Consider the following 12,873-nt stretch of genomic DNA (forward strand, 5'->3'; position numbering starts at 1 on the left):
GCGCCTGACCGGCGTGCCGCGGTCTACTGACCGGGGCCTTGCGGCGGGTACGGATACTGCGGGTGCTGCGGCGGGTACTGGGCGCCGGGCTGCGGATAGCCGGGGTAGTTCTGGACGGGATAGCCCTGCTGCGGTCCCGGCGGCGGATACCCCTGGCCGGGCGGCGGATAGCCCTGCTGCGGCGGGAAGTAGCCCGGCGGCGGGCCTTGCTTCTTTTTGGCCGAAGCGCGCACGATCGCGAATACCACGCCTGCTATCAGCAGCAGGTGATGAGATGCCACGGTTGTACAGCCATGAAGACCATCCCCTGGTCAAGGCTTTGCCGCAGGACGAAGCAGGTCAGCCCTGCGGATTCTGCGGCGGATATTGCTGCGGCGGGGGACCAGGCTGCGGCGGGTACTGGCCCTGCGGCTGCTGACCATACGGCGCACCAGGCCCCTGCTGTCCCGGACCGGCCTGCGGCGGCTGCTTAGGCCGTCCCACCGCGAATTTCAAGACCAGGATGAGGATCAGCAGCAGGATCAGCACGACCGGCAGGACGAATTTCAGCATGAGGTTCCCATCGGGTCGGGCAAGGACAAAACCAGATGCTAATTCCTCGCCGTGATCAGCGCAGGGCCGCCGCCGCGATCGCCACGCCTTGTTCGGCCGACAAGCCCAACCCCCGGATCACCTCGGCGTACGTGGCCGCGGCGGCCTGGGCTCGGGACAGCGTCTCGTCGCCGGTCGCGCCGACGAAAGTGCCTGCTCTGCCTCGGGTTTCCAGCAGACCGGCTTCCTCGAGTTCCCGGTACGCACGCGCGACAGTGTTCGGCGCGATGCCCAGTTCCGCGGCCAACCCGCGCACCGTCGGGAGTTTGGTGCCCACCGCCAGGGTGCCGTCGTTGATCTGGTTGGCCAGCGAGGTCCGGACCTGTTCGAACGGCGGGACAGCCGAGGCCGGGTCGTAGCTGATGCTCATCGTTGCCGCCGTTTCCGTCGGATACTGACCACAATGCCCAGCGCCAGCAGTGCGAACGCTACCGCGAAGCCGATCAGCACCACCCATCCGCTGATGGCCGCGCCGGTGTCGCCCGGGTGCAGGTGCGGTCGCGCCAGGTCCATGCGTCCAGGTTAACGGGCCGCGGCGATCAATTCGGCCAGATCTTCCGAACCCGCGGGCAGCGCGTCGACCGGCCACCAGCGCAGGTCGTCGGATTCCTCGCTGCGCACGGGTTCCGCGCCGGGCGGGGCGTGCACGACGTACCGGACATCGAAATGCCGGGTCGGGACGCCGAGCGAGCAGGTGATCGGGTGGACGTCCAGGTGCACCGGCGTTTCCCCGATCACCAGGCCGCTCATGCCGGATTCCTCAGTCGCCTCGCGCAGGGCGGCTTCGGCTAGCGACGCGTCGGACGGTTCGCAATGCCCGCCGAGTTGCAGCCAGCGGCCGACGCGCGGGTGCAGGGTCAGCAGGACCTGCGTGCTGGTCGAGTCGAGGACCACCGCGGACGCGGTCAGGTGCCCGGCTTCGCAGGAGCGCTGGCAAGTGTCCGAACGCGACGCCAGGAAACCGAGAAACGCTTGCCGCAGCGACTCTTGTGCCGGTTCGGAGGGTTTCCATTCGGTCAGCGCGGCGACCGCGGAGTCGTGCAGGGTCATCGTTCGATCAGCCAATCGCCGGTGGAAAGCGGTCCGCGCGGGGGAGCGGGTTCGGCCGGGTGCCCGATGGCGACCGCGCCGAGCGGGTGCCACTGGTCGGTCAGGTCCAAAGTGGACCGGACCAGGTCGGCGGCGAAAATGGTCGAGCCGATCCAGCACGAGCCGAGGTCTTCGGCGGCCAGCGCGACCAGCAGGCCCTGCACGGCGGCACCGGCGGCGACGGTGAACATGGTGCGCTCGTGGCGGTTTCGCCGGTCGTCGCGGTAAGTGTGCGCGCCTTCGGGCAGCAGGAACGGGATCACCAGTTCCGGCGCGCGATAAAGAATGTCGCCCCGGGAAAGGCGTTTCGCGATCTGCTCGGCCGTGAAGCCGTCGCTGGTCAGGTCGGCTTCCCAGGACGCGCGCATCGCGTCGAGGAGTTTGCGGCGCAGGCCTTCGTCGCGCAGCCAGATGAACCGCACAGGGTGCGTGTGGTGCGGCGCGGGCGCGGTCAGCGCGGACGCGACCGCGCGACGCATGGCTTCGGGGTCGACCGGCTCGTCGCTGAAGTGCCGGACGGAACGCCGGTGCGGTACCGCTTCCCGGCGGCCCTGCGCGATGGATTCGTTGGTGCCCAAGCGAAAGAGGTCGGTTTCGCCCGGGCGGATCAGGTCCCGCGCGGTGGATCCGTCGTCGTGGATCTGCAGACCGCGCACGACCGCGACCGGCAACCCGCCGAGCTTGCCCTTCACCAGGTCCGCCGCGGCGGCGATCTCGTCCGCGATCGCGATTTCCGTAACGGCCAGCTCGTTTCCCTGCGAATCGACCTGTCCGGCGTACCCGTGCAGCACGCGCAGACCGGACGCGCCGATCGCGGCGTCGGTCTGGCCGACTCGCCAGGCCCGGCCCATCGTGTCGGTGACGACCACGGCCACCTCGACGCCCAGCCGCTCGCGCAAACCGTTGCGCAGAGCCAACGCGGACGCGTCCGGGTCCGCGGGCAGCAACGCCACCTCGTCGCCGCGCACGTTCGACGCGTCGATCCCGGACGCCGCCTGCACGATGCCCAGGTTGTTCTCGGTGATCAGCGTGCGCGCGATCCGGGCGACCACCCGCACCGATTCTTCCTCGATCAGCTTCCGCCGGGCCGCGTCGCGCGCCTCGGGGTCGCTCGGCACGCGCACCAAGCGGCCCTCGATCTTCGAGAACGCCTTGCTGGTCACCACGACCACGTCGCCGGACCGCAGCCACGGCGCGGCGGACACGATCGCGCCGGTCAGGTCGTCGCCAGGACGGAACTCCGGCAGCCCGGGAACCGGCAGGATCTCGATCTTCTGGGAAGCGTGGTCAAGCTGTGTTGCATCAGACACTGGAGACTCCAGCCACGTCGAGCGCCGCGCGGACCATGTCCGCCGTCGCGTCCACATCGGACATCAGCAGCGGCACCGCGCGCACGTCCACGCCGGGCACCGTGACCTCGTGATCCTCCGGCGCGACGAGCCAGCCGTCGAGCACGCCGCCTTCCGAACGCGCTCCGTAGTGGCGGCCGACCGCCTCCGCGGAGGTCTCCACGCCGATCGCGGTGAGGCACGCGTCGGCCATGCCGCGCAACGCTTTCCCGCCGATGATCGGCGACACCCCGACGACCTTGGCGCGAGTTTTCCGCAGTGCGTCGCGCACGCCGGGCACCCCGAGCGTCGTGCCGACCGACACGACCGGGTTCGACGGCGCGAACAGCACGACGTCCGCCTCGGCCAGCGCTTCGAGCACCCCCGGACCGGGCTTCGCCTCGTCATTGCCGACCGCCACGATCGAATGTGCGGGCACGCCGGCCCGGTAACGCACCCACCACTCCTGGAAGTGCACGGCCTTCTGCTGCTCCGGCTGGTCCGGATCGTCGATCACGACGTGCGTTTCGACCCGGTCGTCCGACATCGGCAGCAGGCGCACGCCGGGCTGCCAGCGATCGCACAGCGCCTTGGTGACCTGGGACAGCGGATAGCCCGCGCGCAGCATCCGCGACCGGATGAGGTGGGTCGCGATGTCCTTGTCGCCGAGCCCGAACCAGGTCGGCTCCGCGCCGTAGGCGGCGAGTTCCTCCTTCACCGTCCAGGTCTCGCCCGCGTGGCCCCAGCCGCGTTCGGTGTCGATGCCGCCGCCGAGGGTGTACATGCAGGTGTCGAGATCCGGGCAGATGCGCAGGCCGTGCATCCACACGTCGTCGCCGGTGTTCACCAGCGCGGTGATCTCGTGCGGGGACTCGCCCGCGCCGATCGCGGGAAGTCCGAGTGCGGTTTTGACCCCGAGCAGGAAGCGGGCGCCGCCCACCCCGCCTACCAGTACGACGATCTTCACGACTGGCGATCCTCGCACGTCCGCGGCGCCGGGCCCCAGTACCGGTACCTGTGGTGCTCCGAACAGCCCAGCGCGGAATACAACGCGAGCGCGCCGGCGTTGCCCACCGCCACTTGCAGAACCCACTTGTCGGCGCCGTGCGCACGGCCCCAGTCGGCGAGCGCGTGCAGCACCGTGGTGGCCAGGCCGCGGCGGCGAAACTCCGGCGCGACCGCGAGACGGGCGACGTGGAGCCAGTCGTCGACGACGGCCCCGCGCACCGCCCCGGCGGTGACCCCGTCGGCCAGCACCACGCCGTAGCCGACCTTTCCGGTGGTCACGACGTGCCGCTGGGCGGAACCCGGCTCGGTGGTGTTCTCGGCCAATTCCCACCATTCCGGCGTCGCCTGGTCGAGGACCTCGGCGCCGGGCGAAGGACCGGACGGCAGCGGACCGGTCAGCACCGACACCCGGTACCCGGCGGCGTGCTCGACCTGCTCGCGCCAGCCCGCGGCGGCCACCGCGCGCTCCAGTTCGCTGTCTTCCAGCACCTGAACCGCGGGCGGAATGCCGCGAGCGTGGGCGAAGTCACATACGGCCGCGAGCGCGTCCGGGACCGGACGGCCGGGGTCGCCGACCGCGAGTGTGCTGTTCGCGCGCCCGGTGAAGCCGTCCGCCCAGCGCAGAGTCCATTCTCCGAGCGGCTCCTCGACCACCGCCTGCCACGCTTTCGCACACACGATTTCGAGCTTTTCCCGGGAGTTCACGGTTAGATTGTGACGGAGAGAGCTGTCCCGTTCCGCAGGAGAACCCCATGAGTTACGCGCGCAAGGACGACCGGCACAACGATGAGCTTGTCGACGAGATCGCCGACGGGTTCAAGCGGACTCTTGAGGAGAAACGCGAGGACGGCAAGCCCGCCGGACCCGCGTTCACCATTACCGGCGATGCCCGGAACGCGCCGAAACCGCGCCGCCGGGACCGCTGAGCGGCTCGGATCCGCCCCGTTTCCAGGGGTGGGATAAGGGTCGCCTAACCACCACCGGGGGCCAGGGAAGCGCGTAATGTCCGCACCGACCGGCCCAGCAGGAGAAGCCAGGAGTACGCAGTGACCTACGTGATCGCCGAGCCCTGCGTCGACGTGCTCGACAAGGCGTGTATCGACGAGTGCCCCGTGGACTGCATCTACGAGGGCGAGCGGATGTTGTACATCCACCCGGACGAGTGCGTCGACTGCGGCGCCTGCGAGCCGGTCTGCCCGGTCGAGGCCATTTACTACGAGGACGACGTCCCGGACAACTGGTCCGACTACACCAAGGCGAACGTCGACTTCTTCAACGAGCTGGGCTCGCCCGGCGGCGCCTCCAAGGTCGGCAAGACCGCGCACGACCCGGGGTTCATCAAGGCTCTGCCCCCGCAGGGCGAATGACCCGGCTGCCCGACTTCCCCTGGGATTCGCTCGCCGAGGTCAAGGCCCGCGCGCAGGCGCATCCCGGGGGCATCGTCGACCTGTCCGTCGGCACGCCCGTCGACCCGGTGCCGGACTCGATCCGCGCCGCGCTCGCGTCGGTGTCGGAGATCCCCGGCTATCCGGCCACGCACGGCACGCCTGAGCTGCGGGAAACGGCCGTCGCGGCGCTGGAGCGGCGGTACGGGATCACCGGCGTCGAACCGGACGCGGTGCTGCCGACGATCGGTTCGAAAGAGGCCGTGGCCTGGCTGCCGCGGCTGCTCGGCTTCGGGCCGGGCGACGTGGTGGTCATCCCGGAGCTGGCGTATCCGACGTACGAGGTCGGTGCGCTGCTCGCGGGCGCCGAGGTGGTGCGCGCGGACGGGCTGACCCAGCTCGGCCCGCGCCGCCCGGCGATGATCTGGCTGAACTCGCCGTCGAACCCGACCGGCCGCGTGCTCGGCGTCGACCACCTGCGCAAGGTGGTCGAATGGGCGCGCGAACGCGGCACCGTCGTGGTGTCCGACGAGTGCTACCTCTCGCTCGGCTGGGAGGCGGAACCGCTGTCGGTGCTGCATCCGTCCGTCCACGGTGGACAGACGGACGGCCTGCTCGCGGTGCACTCGCTGTCCAAGTCGGCGAACCTCGCGAGCTACCGCGCCGGATTCGTGACGGGCGACCCGAAGCTGGTGAAGACCCTGCTGGAGGTGCGCAAGCACGCCGGCATGATCGTGCCGCGCCCGGTGCAGCAGGCGATGGTGGCCGCGCTTTCCGACGACGAAGCCCTTGCCGGGCAACGCGAACGCTATCGCGCGCGGCGGGTCGTGCTGCGGAAGGCGTTGCAGGGCAACGGCTTCGAGATCACTTATTCCGAAGCCGGGCTGTATCTCTGGGCCACGCGCGGGGAATCCGCGCAGGCCACGGTGGAATGGCTCGCCGAGCGCGGCATCCTGGTCGCGCCGGGCACCTTCTACGGGCCCGCGGGCAAGGAACACGTGCGGGTCGCGCTGACGTCAACGGACGAGCGCATCGAGGCGGCCGCGGAGCGGCTGGCGCAGGGTTGAGAGCACGGGGTCAGGCGACTGACCCCGTGAAATACCCGGTCGCCGCGACCGCGAGCGCGAGGAAGACCGCCGGGAACGCGATGTTGTGGAACACCTTCGCGCGGATGTGCGCTCCGACCGCGCCGACGAAGAACAGCGTCAGCCCGATCGCCGCGGCCAATCCCAGGCGAGGCCAGCCGAGCAGGCCGGCCACCAGCCCGGCGACGCCCGCGCCTTCCAGGATCGCCAGGTAGGGGATCCATCGCGGGCCGACGCCGACCTCGGTCGAGTTCTGCACCACGAACCGCGCTCGGACGGCTTTGGCCACGACCTCGAAGGCGTTGATCGCGACGCAGACGAAGGTGGCGACGAGAAGTCCGGTTTGCATGGCTGCTCCTTTCCGGTCCCACTTCCCTGACGGGGCGGGGGCCGGAAAGGTGACCGGCCGTCAGTAGTCGCGGCCGGTGAAACCGCGGTAGACGAACCGGGTGAGCGCCTCGATCGCTTCCTCGTCGGAGGGCTGGTTCCACCCTGCTGGCGGCGGCGTGACCAGCCACATCTGCGCGAAGTTGTCGATCAGCTGGTACATCATCGCGATGGTGAGCTGGGTGTTCGCCGGGAGCCGCAAGCCAGCCGCGGTGACGTGCTTGAGGTGGCTCTCGACGTCCGAGGCCTGGGTGGCGCCGAAGTTCGCGTACGCGGCGGCGAAGGCCTCGTTCACCATCGCCGCCTGGCGCAGCGCGAGCATCGTGGGCGCGTTGGCGCGGTAGAAGTCCCAGTACTGCCGCACGTGCCAGCGGACCGCGGCGGGATCGCTGAAATCGGACAGATGGTCCTCGGCCATGGCCTGCTGGTCGCTGTCCTCGGCCAGGTCGGCCAGCAGCGCGATCAGCAGTTCTTCCTTGCCCGCGAAGTGGTTGTAGAACGACCCCGCGGCGCGGCCGGCTTCCCGGGTGATGTCGGTGATCTTCGTGTTCAGGTAGCCCTTGGCCGCGAACACGCGCTTGGCCGCGTCCTTGAGTGCCGTTTCCGTTTCGGCGGCTTTGTCCCGGCGGCTCGTCGCTGTCATCCGGCACCTCCCTTGACGCGAACGCTATCAGCGGGCATGCTGAATCTAAATTCAGTGAATCATAATTCAGTGAGACGGGAGAAGGACATGACGGTGCTGGTGGCGGGGGCGGGCCCGACCGGGCTCACGCTGGCGATCGAGCTGGCGCGGCGTGGGGTCGGCGTGCGGGTGGTGGACAAGGCGGAGCAGTACTTCGTCGGCTCGCGCGGCGACGGGCTGCAGCCGCGCACGATGGAGGTCTTCGAGGATCTGGGCGTGCTGGACGCGGTGCTCGCCGCGGGTGCGCCGCCGCACGAGATGCGCGTGTACCTCGACGGGGAGTTCACGATGGTGCGGCGGATGGCCGAGCCGGTCGAGCCGACGCCCGCGGTGCCGTATCCGACCGCCTGGTTCCTCGGCCAGTCGCAGACCGAGGGGATCCTCCGGGACCGGCTGGCCGAGTTCGGCGTGCGGGTGGAGCTGAACACCGCGTTGACCGGCTTCACGCAGGACGAGGAGGGCGTCACCGCGGAGCTGTCGACGGGGGAGACGGTGCGCGTGGACTACCTGGTCGGCGCGGACGGCGGGAAGAGCTTCGTGCGCAAGACGCTGGGGATCGCGTTCGAGGGGACCACTGACGAGTCGATCCGGATGCTGCTGGGCGACGTCTCCGCGGAGGGGCTCGACCACGGCTCGGCGTACTGGTTCGCGAAGGCGGACGAGCCGATGTCCGGCGTCGCGTTCACGCCGCTCCCGGGGACGCCGTATTTCCAGTTCGCCTCCCCGCTCGGCGACGGCGACGCGGGCACCTCGCTGAGCGAGTTGCAGGAGCACCTGGACGCGGTGTCCGGCGGCGGGATCCGGCTGCTGGAGCTGGCGTGGTCAACCGTGTGGCGGCCGAACATCCGGCTGGCGGCGGCATTCCGGCAGGGCCGGGTGTTCCTCGCCGGGGACGCCGCGCACGTACACCCGCCGACCGGCGGGCAGGGCTTGAACACCGGGGTGCAGGACGCGTACAACCTGGCCTGGAAGCTCGCCGACGGATCGCCCGCGCTGCTGGACAGCTACGAGGCGGAACGACGCGCGGTCGCGGCGCGGGTTCTGGGGGTGAGCACTGCGTTGCTGGAGAAGTACAAGGAGGGTGCCGAGGACGCGCACGAACGCGGGCCGGAGACGCAGCAACTCGACCTGACTTACCGGGGCGGCCCGCTGTCGCCGGTTGGTGTGGGAGCGTTGCGGCCGGGAGACCGGGCACCGGACGCGCCGCTCGTGGACGCGAACGGCAAGAGCGTGCGGCTGTTCGAGTTGTTCCAGGGTCCACATGCGACAGAACTGGTCTTCGGCGACGGACCGCTCGGGACGGAGCATCCCGCGTACCGGATCCTGCCGCAGGGGGCGACGGGGGAACTCGTGGACGCGGGCGGGCATGCGTACGCGGCGTACGAGGGGGCACCGGGGAAACGGGTGCTGGTGCGGCCGGATGGGTACGTGTGGTCGGTTAGCTGACTGCGTGTTCGGCTGCTTCGATGCGGTGCCAGATGTCGAGCCAGGTGGCGCGGGCGTGGGCGCGTTTGGCGAGTTCGTGTTCGACGATTCGTCCGGCGACGAAGCCGATTTCTGCGTCTGCGTTGGGCAGTACTCCGCGCACCTTCTCCGCGGCGAACACCGCGTCCTGGTGATCGCCCAGCACGGTCTGGAATTTGCGCGTCGCCTTGATCAGCTCGGACAGTTTCGCGGCCTGCTTCTTCTTCGCCGCCGATCGGGCCAATTCGGCGGTATAGCGGAGTTTCTTGCCGTGGATGCGCAGTGCGTGCAGGTCGTCGTCCGGGGGATTCGGGGGCAGGGCGGCGACTGCGCGGGCGAGTTTCCGGTACGGCTTTCGTACGTCCGCGGCCAAACTGGGCTTCTCGGCGGGGGTTTCGTCGATCTCGTGCTCGGCGGTGCGGGACAGCTGGGCGATGCCCTGCAGCAGGGTCGCGTACCGGGGGCTCGACAGCGCCCGGTTCAAGCGGCGGCGGGCGGTGGTGCGTTCGGAGACGAAGCGGGACACCAGCCGTCGTCCGGCGGGTTGGTCTCGGACGTCGAAGTCGGCGATCACCTCGCGCAGGTGGCCGATCAGGACGTCGTAGTCGCGGACCTCGCCGAGGACCTGGCCCAGCCAGCCGAGGCCGGCGCGTACCGGTTCCGCGGTGGGGCCGACCAGTGCGCTCGAGGACTTCAGCACGCTTCGCATCCGCCGTTGCGCGACGCGCATCTGGTGCAGTTCTTCCGGATCGGCCCCAGTCCGGGTGCCCGGTTCGCGGGACAGCAGTTCGCGCAGTTCGTGGTCGAGTTTGGCGCGGACGTGCGCGGCGGCCGGTGCCTCGGGGCCCGCCTTCGCCGGTTCGGCGGGGAGCCCGAGAGCGGCCGGCGTCGTCGGTTCCGGAGTACGGCGGCGGCTGGTCGCTTCGGAAGTCACCTGGTTAATGGTAGGTGAGCGACGATCAGATCGAATCCGCCGAAAACGTCGAAAGGGTGCGCTTCCGCTGCGGGAAGCGCACCCTCGTCGAAGAGCTGGATCAGTTGGCGTGCAGTGCTTCGTTCAGCTGGATGCCGACGCCGCCGCGCGGCACGACCTCGACCGCGCCGGTCGCGGAGTTGCGGCGGAACACCGCGCCCGAGATGCCGGACAGCTCGCGTGCCTTGACCGTCTTGCCGTCGACCTCGACCTTGGTGCCCGCGGTGATGTACAGCCCGGCCTCGATCACCGAGTCGTCGCCGAGGGAGATGCCCGCGCCGCCGTTCGCGCCGATCAGGCAGCGTTCGCCGATCGAGATCACCTCGGTGCCGCCGCCGGACAGCGTGCCCATGATCGACGCGCCGCCGCCGACGTCGCTGCCGTCGCCGACCACCACGCCCGCCGAGATGCGGCCTTCGACCATCGACGCGCCGAGCGTGCCCGCGTTGTAGTTCACGAAGCCCTCGTGCATCACGGTGGTGCCGGACGCCAGGTGCGCGCCGAGCCGCACGCGGTCCGCGTCGGCGATGCGGACGCCGGTCGGGAGCACGTAGTCGACCATCCGCGGGAACTTGTCCACGCCGTACACGGAGACCGCGCCGCGCGACCGCAGCCGCAGCCGGGTCTGCTCGAAGCCCTCGACCGGGCACGGGCCGTGGCTCGTCCACACGACGTTGGCCAGCAGGCCGAAGATGCCGTCGAGGCTCTGCACGCGCGGCTGGACCAGCCGGTGCGAAAGCAGGTGCAGGCGCAGGTAGACGTCGTGGGCGTCGGCGGGCGCGGTGGCAAGGCTGCCGATCGTGACGCGCACCGCGACGACCTCGACACCGCGGTCGGTGTCCGGGCCGAGCAGCGCGGCCGCGGACTCGCCGAGCAGCTCGGTGGTCTGCTCCGCGGTCAGCCGCTCGGTGCCGCTCGTGCCTGCGTCGACCAGCTTGGGGTGCGGGTACCAGGTGTCCAGCACGGTCCCGTCGGACGTGACGGTGGCCAGCCCGACGCCGACGGCGCCGGTCGTTTCGGGGTCAGGGGTCTGCTCGCTCACGCTGGTCACGGTAGCCGAAGCGAGCCGGATCAACCTGTGGTGGCCAGCTGGTTCACCTTTTGCTTGACCTCGGTCAGCGCGGTCGAGATGGACACGAGCGCCTGCGTGCACGCCCCGCCGGGGGTCGGCACGGTGGTGCAGCCCGCCTGGCGGAACGCGCCGACCGCCTGGTCGAGCGCGGTCGCGTCGCGGTCGAGCGGCTGGTTGACCGTCTTGCCCGCTTTAGCCAGCTTGTGCACCGAACCGGCGGTGTTGCCGACCTCGGTGACGTATTTCTCACAGCCCTTGGGCAGTTGGGTCTGCGGACCGGTGAAGCAAGCGTCGGCCGACAGCGCCTCGAGCTTGGTCGGCAGGGCGTCCGGACCCGGATCGCCGGCTCCCGGACGGGCCTTGGGCCCAGCCTCGTTGCTGCAGCCGGTGAGGACGAGGGCGAGGACGCCGAGAGCGACCAGGGAGCTTCGCGTGCGCACGTCCTCACGGTAGCCCCCGCGCCTGCTGGGTACGGTGCCGGTATGACCTCCCTTGACCTGCGCGCCGACCCGGCCGACCTCACCGCTGCCCTTGTGGATGTGTTCAGCGTCTCCGGGGAGGAGGGCAAGCTCGCGGACCTGGTGCAGGCGGCGCTGGCCGAGCAGGCTCCGCATTTGGAGGTCGTGCGCAATGGGGACGCGGTGCTGGCACGGACTCGGTTGGGGCGGCCTTCGCGGGTGATTCTCGCGGGGCATTTGGACACTGTCCCGGAGAATTCCAACTTGCCTTCTCGGCTTACTGGGGTCGGGGACGATTCCGTGTTGCATGGGCTGGGGTCGGTGGACATGAAGGGCGGGGATGCGGTCTTCTTGCATCTCGCCGCTACATTGCCGGAGCCTCGGCATGATGTGACGTTTGTGTTTTACGACAATGAAGAGGTCGAGGCTGTTCGGAACGGGCTCGGGCGGATCGAGCGGGAGTTGCCTGAGTGGCTTGCCGGGGACCTCGCGATTGTCGGGGAGCCGTCCAATGGGGTGATTGAGGCTGGCTGCCAGGGGACGTTGCGGGTTGAGGTGCGGACTTCCGGGGCTCGGGCGCACACTGCTCGGGCTTGGATGGGGTCGAATGCGATTCACGCGTTGGCGGAGCCGTTGCAGCGGTTGGCTTCTTATTCGCCTCGGGTGGTGGAGATTGACGGGCTGACTTATCGGGAAGGGCTGCAGGCTACTGCTATTTCCGGCGGGGTGGCTGGGAATGTGGTGCCGGATGCTGCCGTTCTGACGGTTAATCATCGGTTCGCGCCTGATCGGGGGGCGGAGGAGGTCGAGGCGCATGTGCGAGGGGTTTTTGATGGGTTTGATGTGACGTTGGTGGATATGTCGCCTGGGGCGTTGCCTGGGTTGTCTGCGCCTGCTGCTGCTGAACTGGTGGCTGCGGCTGGCGGGTCGGCTGCGGCCAAGTTGGGGTGGACGGATGTGGCTCGGTTCGCTGCGTTGGGGATGCCTGCGGTGAATTTCGGGCCTGGGGATCCTACGTTGGCGCATACGCAGCAGGAGTGGGTTCGGGTTGGGGAGATTCGGGGGGTTGCTGAGGTGTTGAGGCGGTTTTTGAGTTGATTCTGTCTCGGCTCGGGCCTCGTCGCCTGGCGGCGACATTGGCCCGTGCGTGCGTGGGGCACCCCGAAGCTTGATTGTGCTGACGGTCTGGGGGTGCTTGTCAAGGCGGGAAAGATGCCTTGACAAGCACCCCCAGACCGCAGGGAGGCTTCGTATCGGGGTGCGGGGGAGGGGCTGGGTGCCTCGCTCGTTGGGTGCACTGGCTGCGGGTGGGGTTGAGTGTCTCGACGGTTGGGTGCGTCGGCTGCCGGTT

General features: G+C 69.6%; 18 protein-coding genes. 5 read left to right on the forward strand and 13 right to left on the reverse strand.

The annotated features are described in order from the left end of the window. Nucleotides 1-23: 23 nt before the first annotated feature. From EIZ45_RS40885 to EIZ45_RS40920, 8 genes are read right to left on the reverse strand one after another with little or no spacing between them, the layout of a single operon-like run. Complete coding sequence (locus EIZ45_RS40885; RefSeq protein WP_205670270.1) at nt 24-281, reverse strand: hypothetical protein; 258 nt, start codon at nt 279-281, stop codon at nt 24-26. 58 nt (nt 282-339) lie between these two features. Continuing rightward, a complete protein-coding gene (locus EIZ45_RS40890; protein ID WP_134668808.1) occupies nt 340-552 on the reverse strand; it encodes a hypothetical protein in 213 nt (70 codons plus the stop codon). Between the two features lie 55 nt (nt 553-607). Then, on the reverse strand, nt 608-961 hold the full coding sequence (locus tag EIZ45_RS40895) for a GntR family transcriptional regulator (protein WP_037815963.1): 354 nt from the start codon (nt 959-961) through the stop codon (nt 608-610). Beyond that, nucleotides 958-1,104, reverse strand: coding sequence for an LPXTG cell wall anchor domain-containing protein (locus EIZ45_RS40900; RefSeq protein WP_134668810.1), 147 nt, complete (start codon nt 1,102-1,104; stop codon nt 958-960). The genes EIZ45_RS40895 and EIZ45_RS40900 overlap by 4 nt, the downstream gene beginning before the upstream one ends. 9 nt (nt 1,105-1,113) lie before the next feature. Next, nucleotides 1,114-1,641, reverse strand: coding sequence for an NUDIX hydrolase (locus EIZ45_RS40905; protein WP_134668812.1), 528 nt, complete (start codon nt 1,639-1,641; stop codon nt 1,114-1,116). After that, nucleotides 1,638-3,047: a coenzyme F420-0:L-glutamate ligase gene (locus EIZ45_RS40910; protein WP_240690908.1), complete on the reverse strand. Its 1,410-nt coding sequence runs from the start codon at nt 3,045-3,047 to the stop codon at nt 1,638-1,640. The genes EIZ45_RS40905 and EIZ45_RS40910 overlap by 4 nt, the downstream gene beginning before the upstream one ends. Then, a complete protein-coding gene (cofD, locus tag EIZ45_RS40915) occupies nt 2,983-3,975 on the reverse strand; it encodes a 2-phospho-L-lactate transferase (RefSeq protein ID WP_134668816.1) in 993 nt (330 codons plus the stop codon). Before cofD ends, EIZ45_RS40910 begins: the two co-directional genes overlap by 65 nt. Beyond that, on the reverse strand, nt 3,972-4,721 hold the full coding sequence (locus tag EIZ45_RS40920; protein WP_134668818.1) for an N-acetyltransferase: 750 nt from the start codon (nt 4,719-4,721) through the stop codon (nt 3,972-3,974). The genes cofD and EIZ45_RS40920 overlap by 4 nt, the downstream gene beginning before the upstream one ends. A 47-nt stretch (nt 4,722-4,768) precedes the next feature. On the opposite strand from EIZ45_RS40920, the gene EIZ45_RS46325 reads away from it, so the two are divergent. The 3 genes from EIZ45_RS46325 (at nt 4,769) to dapC (ending at nt 6,468) form a co-directional block, all read left to right on the forward strand. Beyond that, nucleotides 4,769-4,942, forward strand: a complete 174-nt coding sequence (locus EIZ45_RS46325) for a hypothetical protein (RefSeq protein ID WP_093575832.1) — start codon at nt 4,769-4,771, stop codon at nt 4,940-4,942. Nucleotides 4,943-5,062: 120 nt separating this feature from the next. Continuing rightward, nucleotides 5,063-5,383 (forward strand): ferredoxin, encoded by a 321-nt coding sequence (gene fdxA / locus EIZ45_RS40925; RefSeq protein ID WP_009072848.1) that lies wholly within the window; start codon nt 5,063-5,065, stop codon nt 5,381-5,383. After that, nucleotides 5,380-6,468, forward strand: a complete 1,089-nt coding sequence (dapC, locus tag EIZ45_RS40930; RefSeq protein WP_134668820.1) for a succinyldiaminopimelate transaminase — start codon at nt 5,380-5,382, stop codon at nt 6,466-6,468. The genes fdxA and dapC overlap by 4 nt, the downstream gene beginning before the upstream one ends. Nucleotides 6,469-6,478: 10 nt before the next feature. Here dapC and EIZ45_RS40935 read toward each other — a convergent pair whose 3' ends face one another. Both EIZ45_RS40935 and EIZ45_RS40940 read right to left on the reverse strand, forming a co-directional pair. Further along, the gene (locus tag EIZ45_RS40935; RefSeq protein WP_134668822.1) at nt 6,479-6,835 is read right to left on the reverse strand and encodes a DoxX family protein; all 357 of its coding nucleotides are present in this window, start codon (nt 6,833-6,835) and stop codon (nt 6,479-6,481) included. A gap of 60 nt (nt 6,836-6,895) precedes the next feature. Next, on the reverse strand, nt 6,896-7,516 hold the full coding sequence (locus EIZ45_RS40940; protein WP_134668825.1) for a TetR/AcrR family transcriptional regulator: 621 nt from the start codon (nt 7,514-7,516) through the stop codon (nt 6,896-6,898). 87 nt (nt 7,517-7,603) lie between these two features. On the opposite strand from EIZ45_RS40940, the gene EIZ45_RS40945 reads away from it, so the two are divergent. Beyond that, on the forward strand, nt 7,604-9,001 hold the full coding sequence (locus EIZ45_RS40945; RefSeq protein ID WP_134668878.1) for an FAD-dependent monooxygenase: 1,398 nt from the start codon (nt 7,604-7,606) through the stop codon (nt 8,999-9,001). Here EIZ45_RS40945 and EIZ45_RS40950 read toward each other — a convergent pair. From EIZ45_RS40950 to EIZ45_RS40960, 3 genes are all read right to left on the reverse strand, one after another. After that, a complete protein-coding gene (locus tag EIZ45_RS40950; RefSeq protein WP_134668827.1) occupies nt 8,994-9,953 on the reverse strand; it encodes a CHAD domain-containing protein in 960 nt (319 codons plus the stop codon). The genes EIZ45_RS40945 and EIZ45_RS40950 overlap by 8 nt on opposite strands. A gap of 100 nt (nt 9,954-10,053) precedes the next feature. Continuing rightward, nucleotides 10,054-11,034: a 2,3,4,5-tetrahydropyridine-2,6-dicarboxylate N-succinyltransferase gene (dapD, locus tag EIZ45_RS40955; RefSeq protein ID WP_037816400.1), complete on the reverse strand. Its 981-nt coding sequence runs from the start codon at nt 11,032-11,034 to the stop codon at nt 10,054-10,056. Nucleotides 11,035-11,063: 29 nt separating this feature from the next. Further along, nucleotides 11,064-11,504, reverse strand: a complete 441-nt coding sequence (locus EIZ45_RS40960) for a hypothetical protein (protein WP_037816399.1) — start codon at nt 11,502-11,504, stop codon at nt 11,064-11,066. A gap of 42 nt (nt 11,505-11,546) precedes the next feature. Here EIZ45_RS40960 and dapE point away from each other — a divergent pair, with 42 nt between their 5' ends. Continuing rightward, the gene (gene dapE / locus EIZ45_RS40965; RefSeq protein ID WP_134668829.1) at nt 11,547-12,620 is read left to right on the forward strand and encodes a succinyl-diaminopimelate desuccinylase; all 1,074 of its coding nucleotides are present in this window, start codon (nt 11,547-11,549) and stop codon (nt 12,618-12,620) included. Nucleotides 12,621-12,873 lie beyond the last annotated feature (253 nt).

Source organism: Amycolatopsis sp. CFH S0740 (genome assembly GCF_004522315.1).
In the GTDB taxonomy this organism is placed as follows: domain Bacteria; phylum Actinomycetota; class Actinomycetes; order Mycobacteriales; family Pseudonocardiaceae; genus Amycolatopsis; species Amycolatopsis nivea.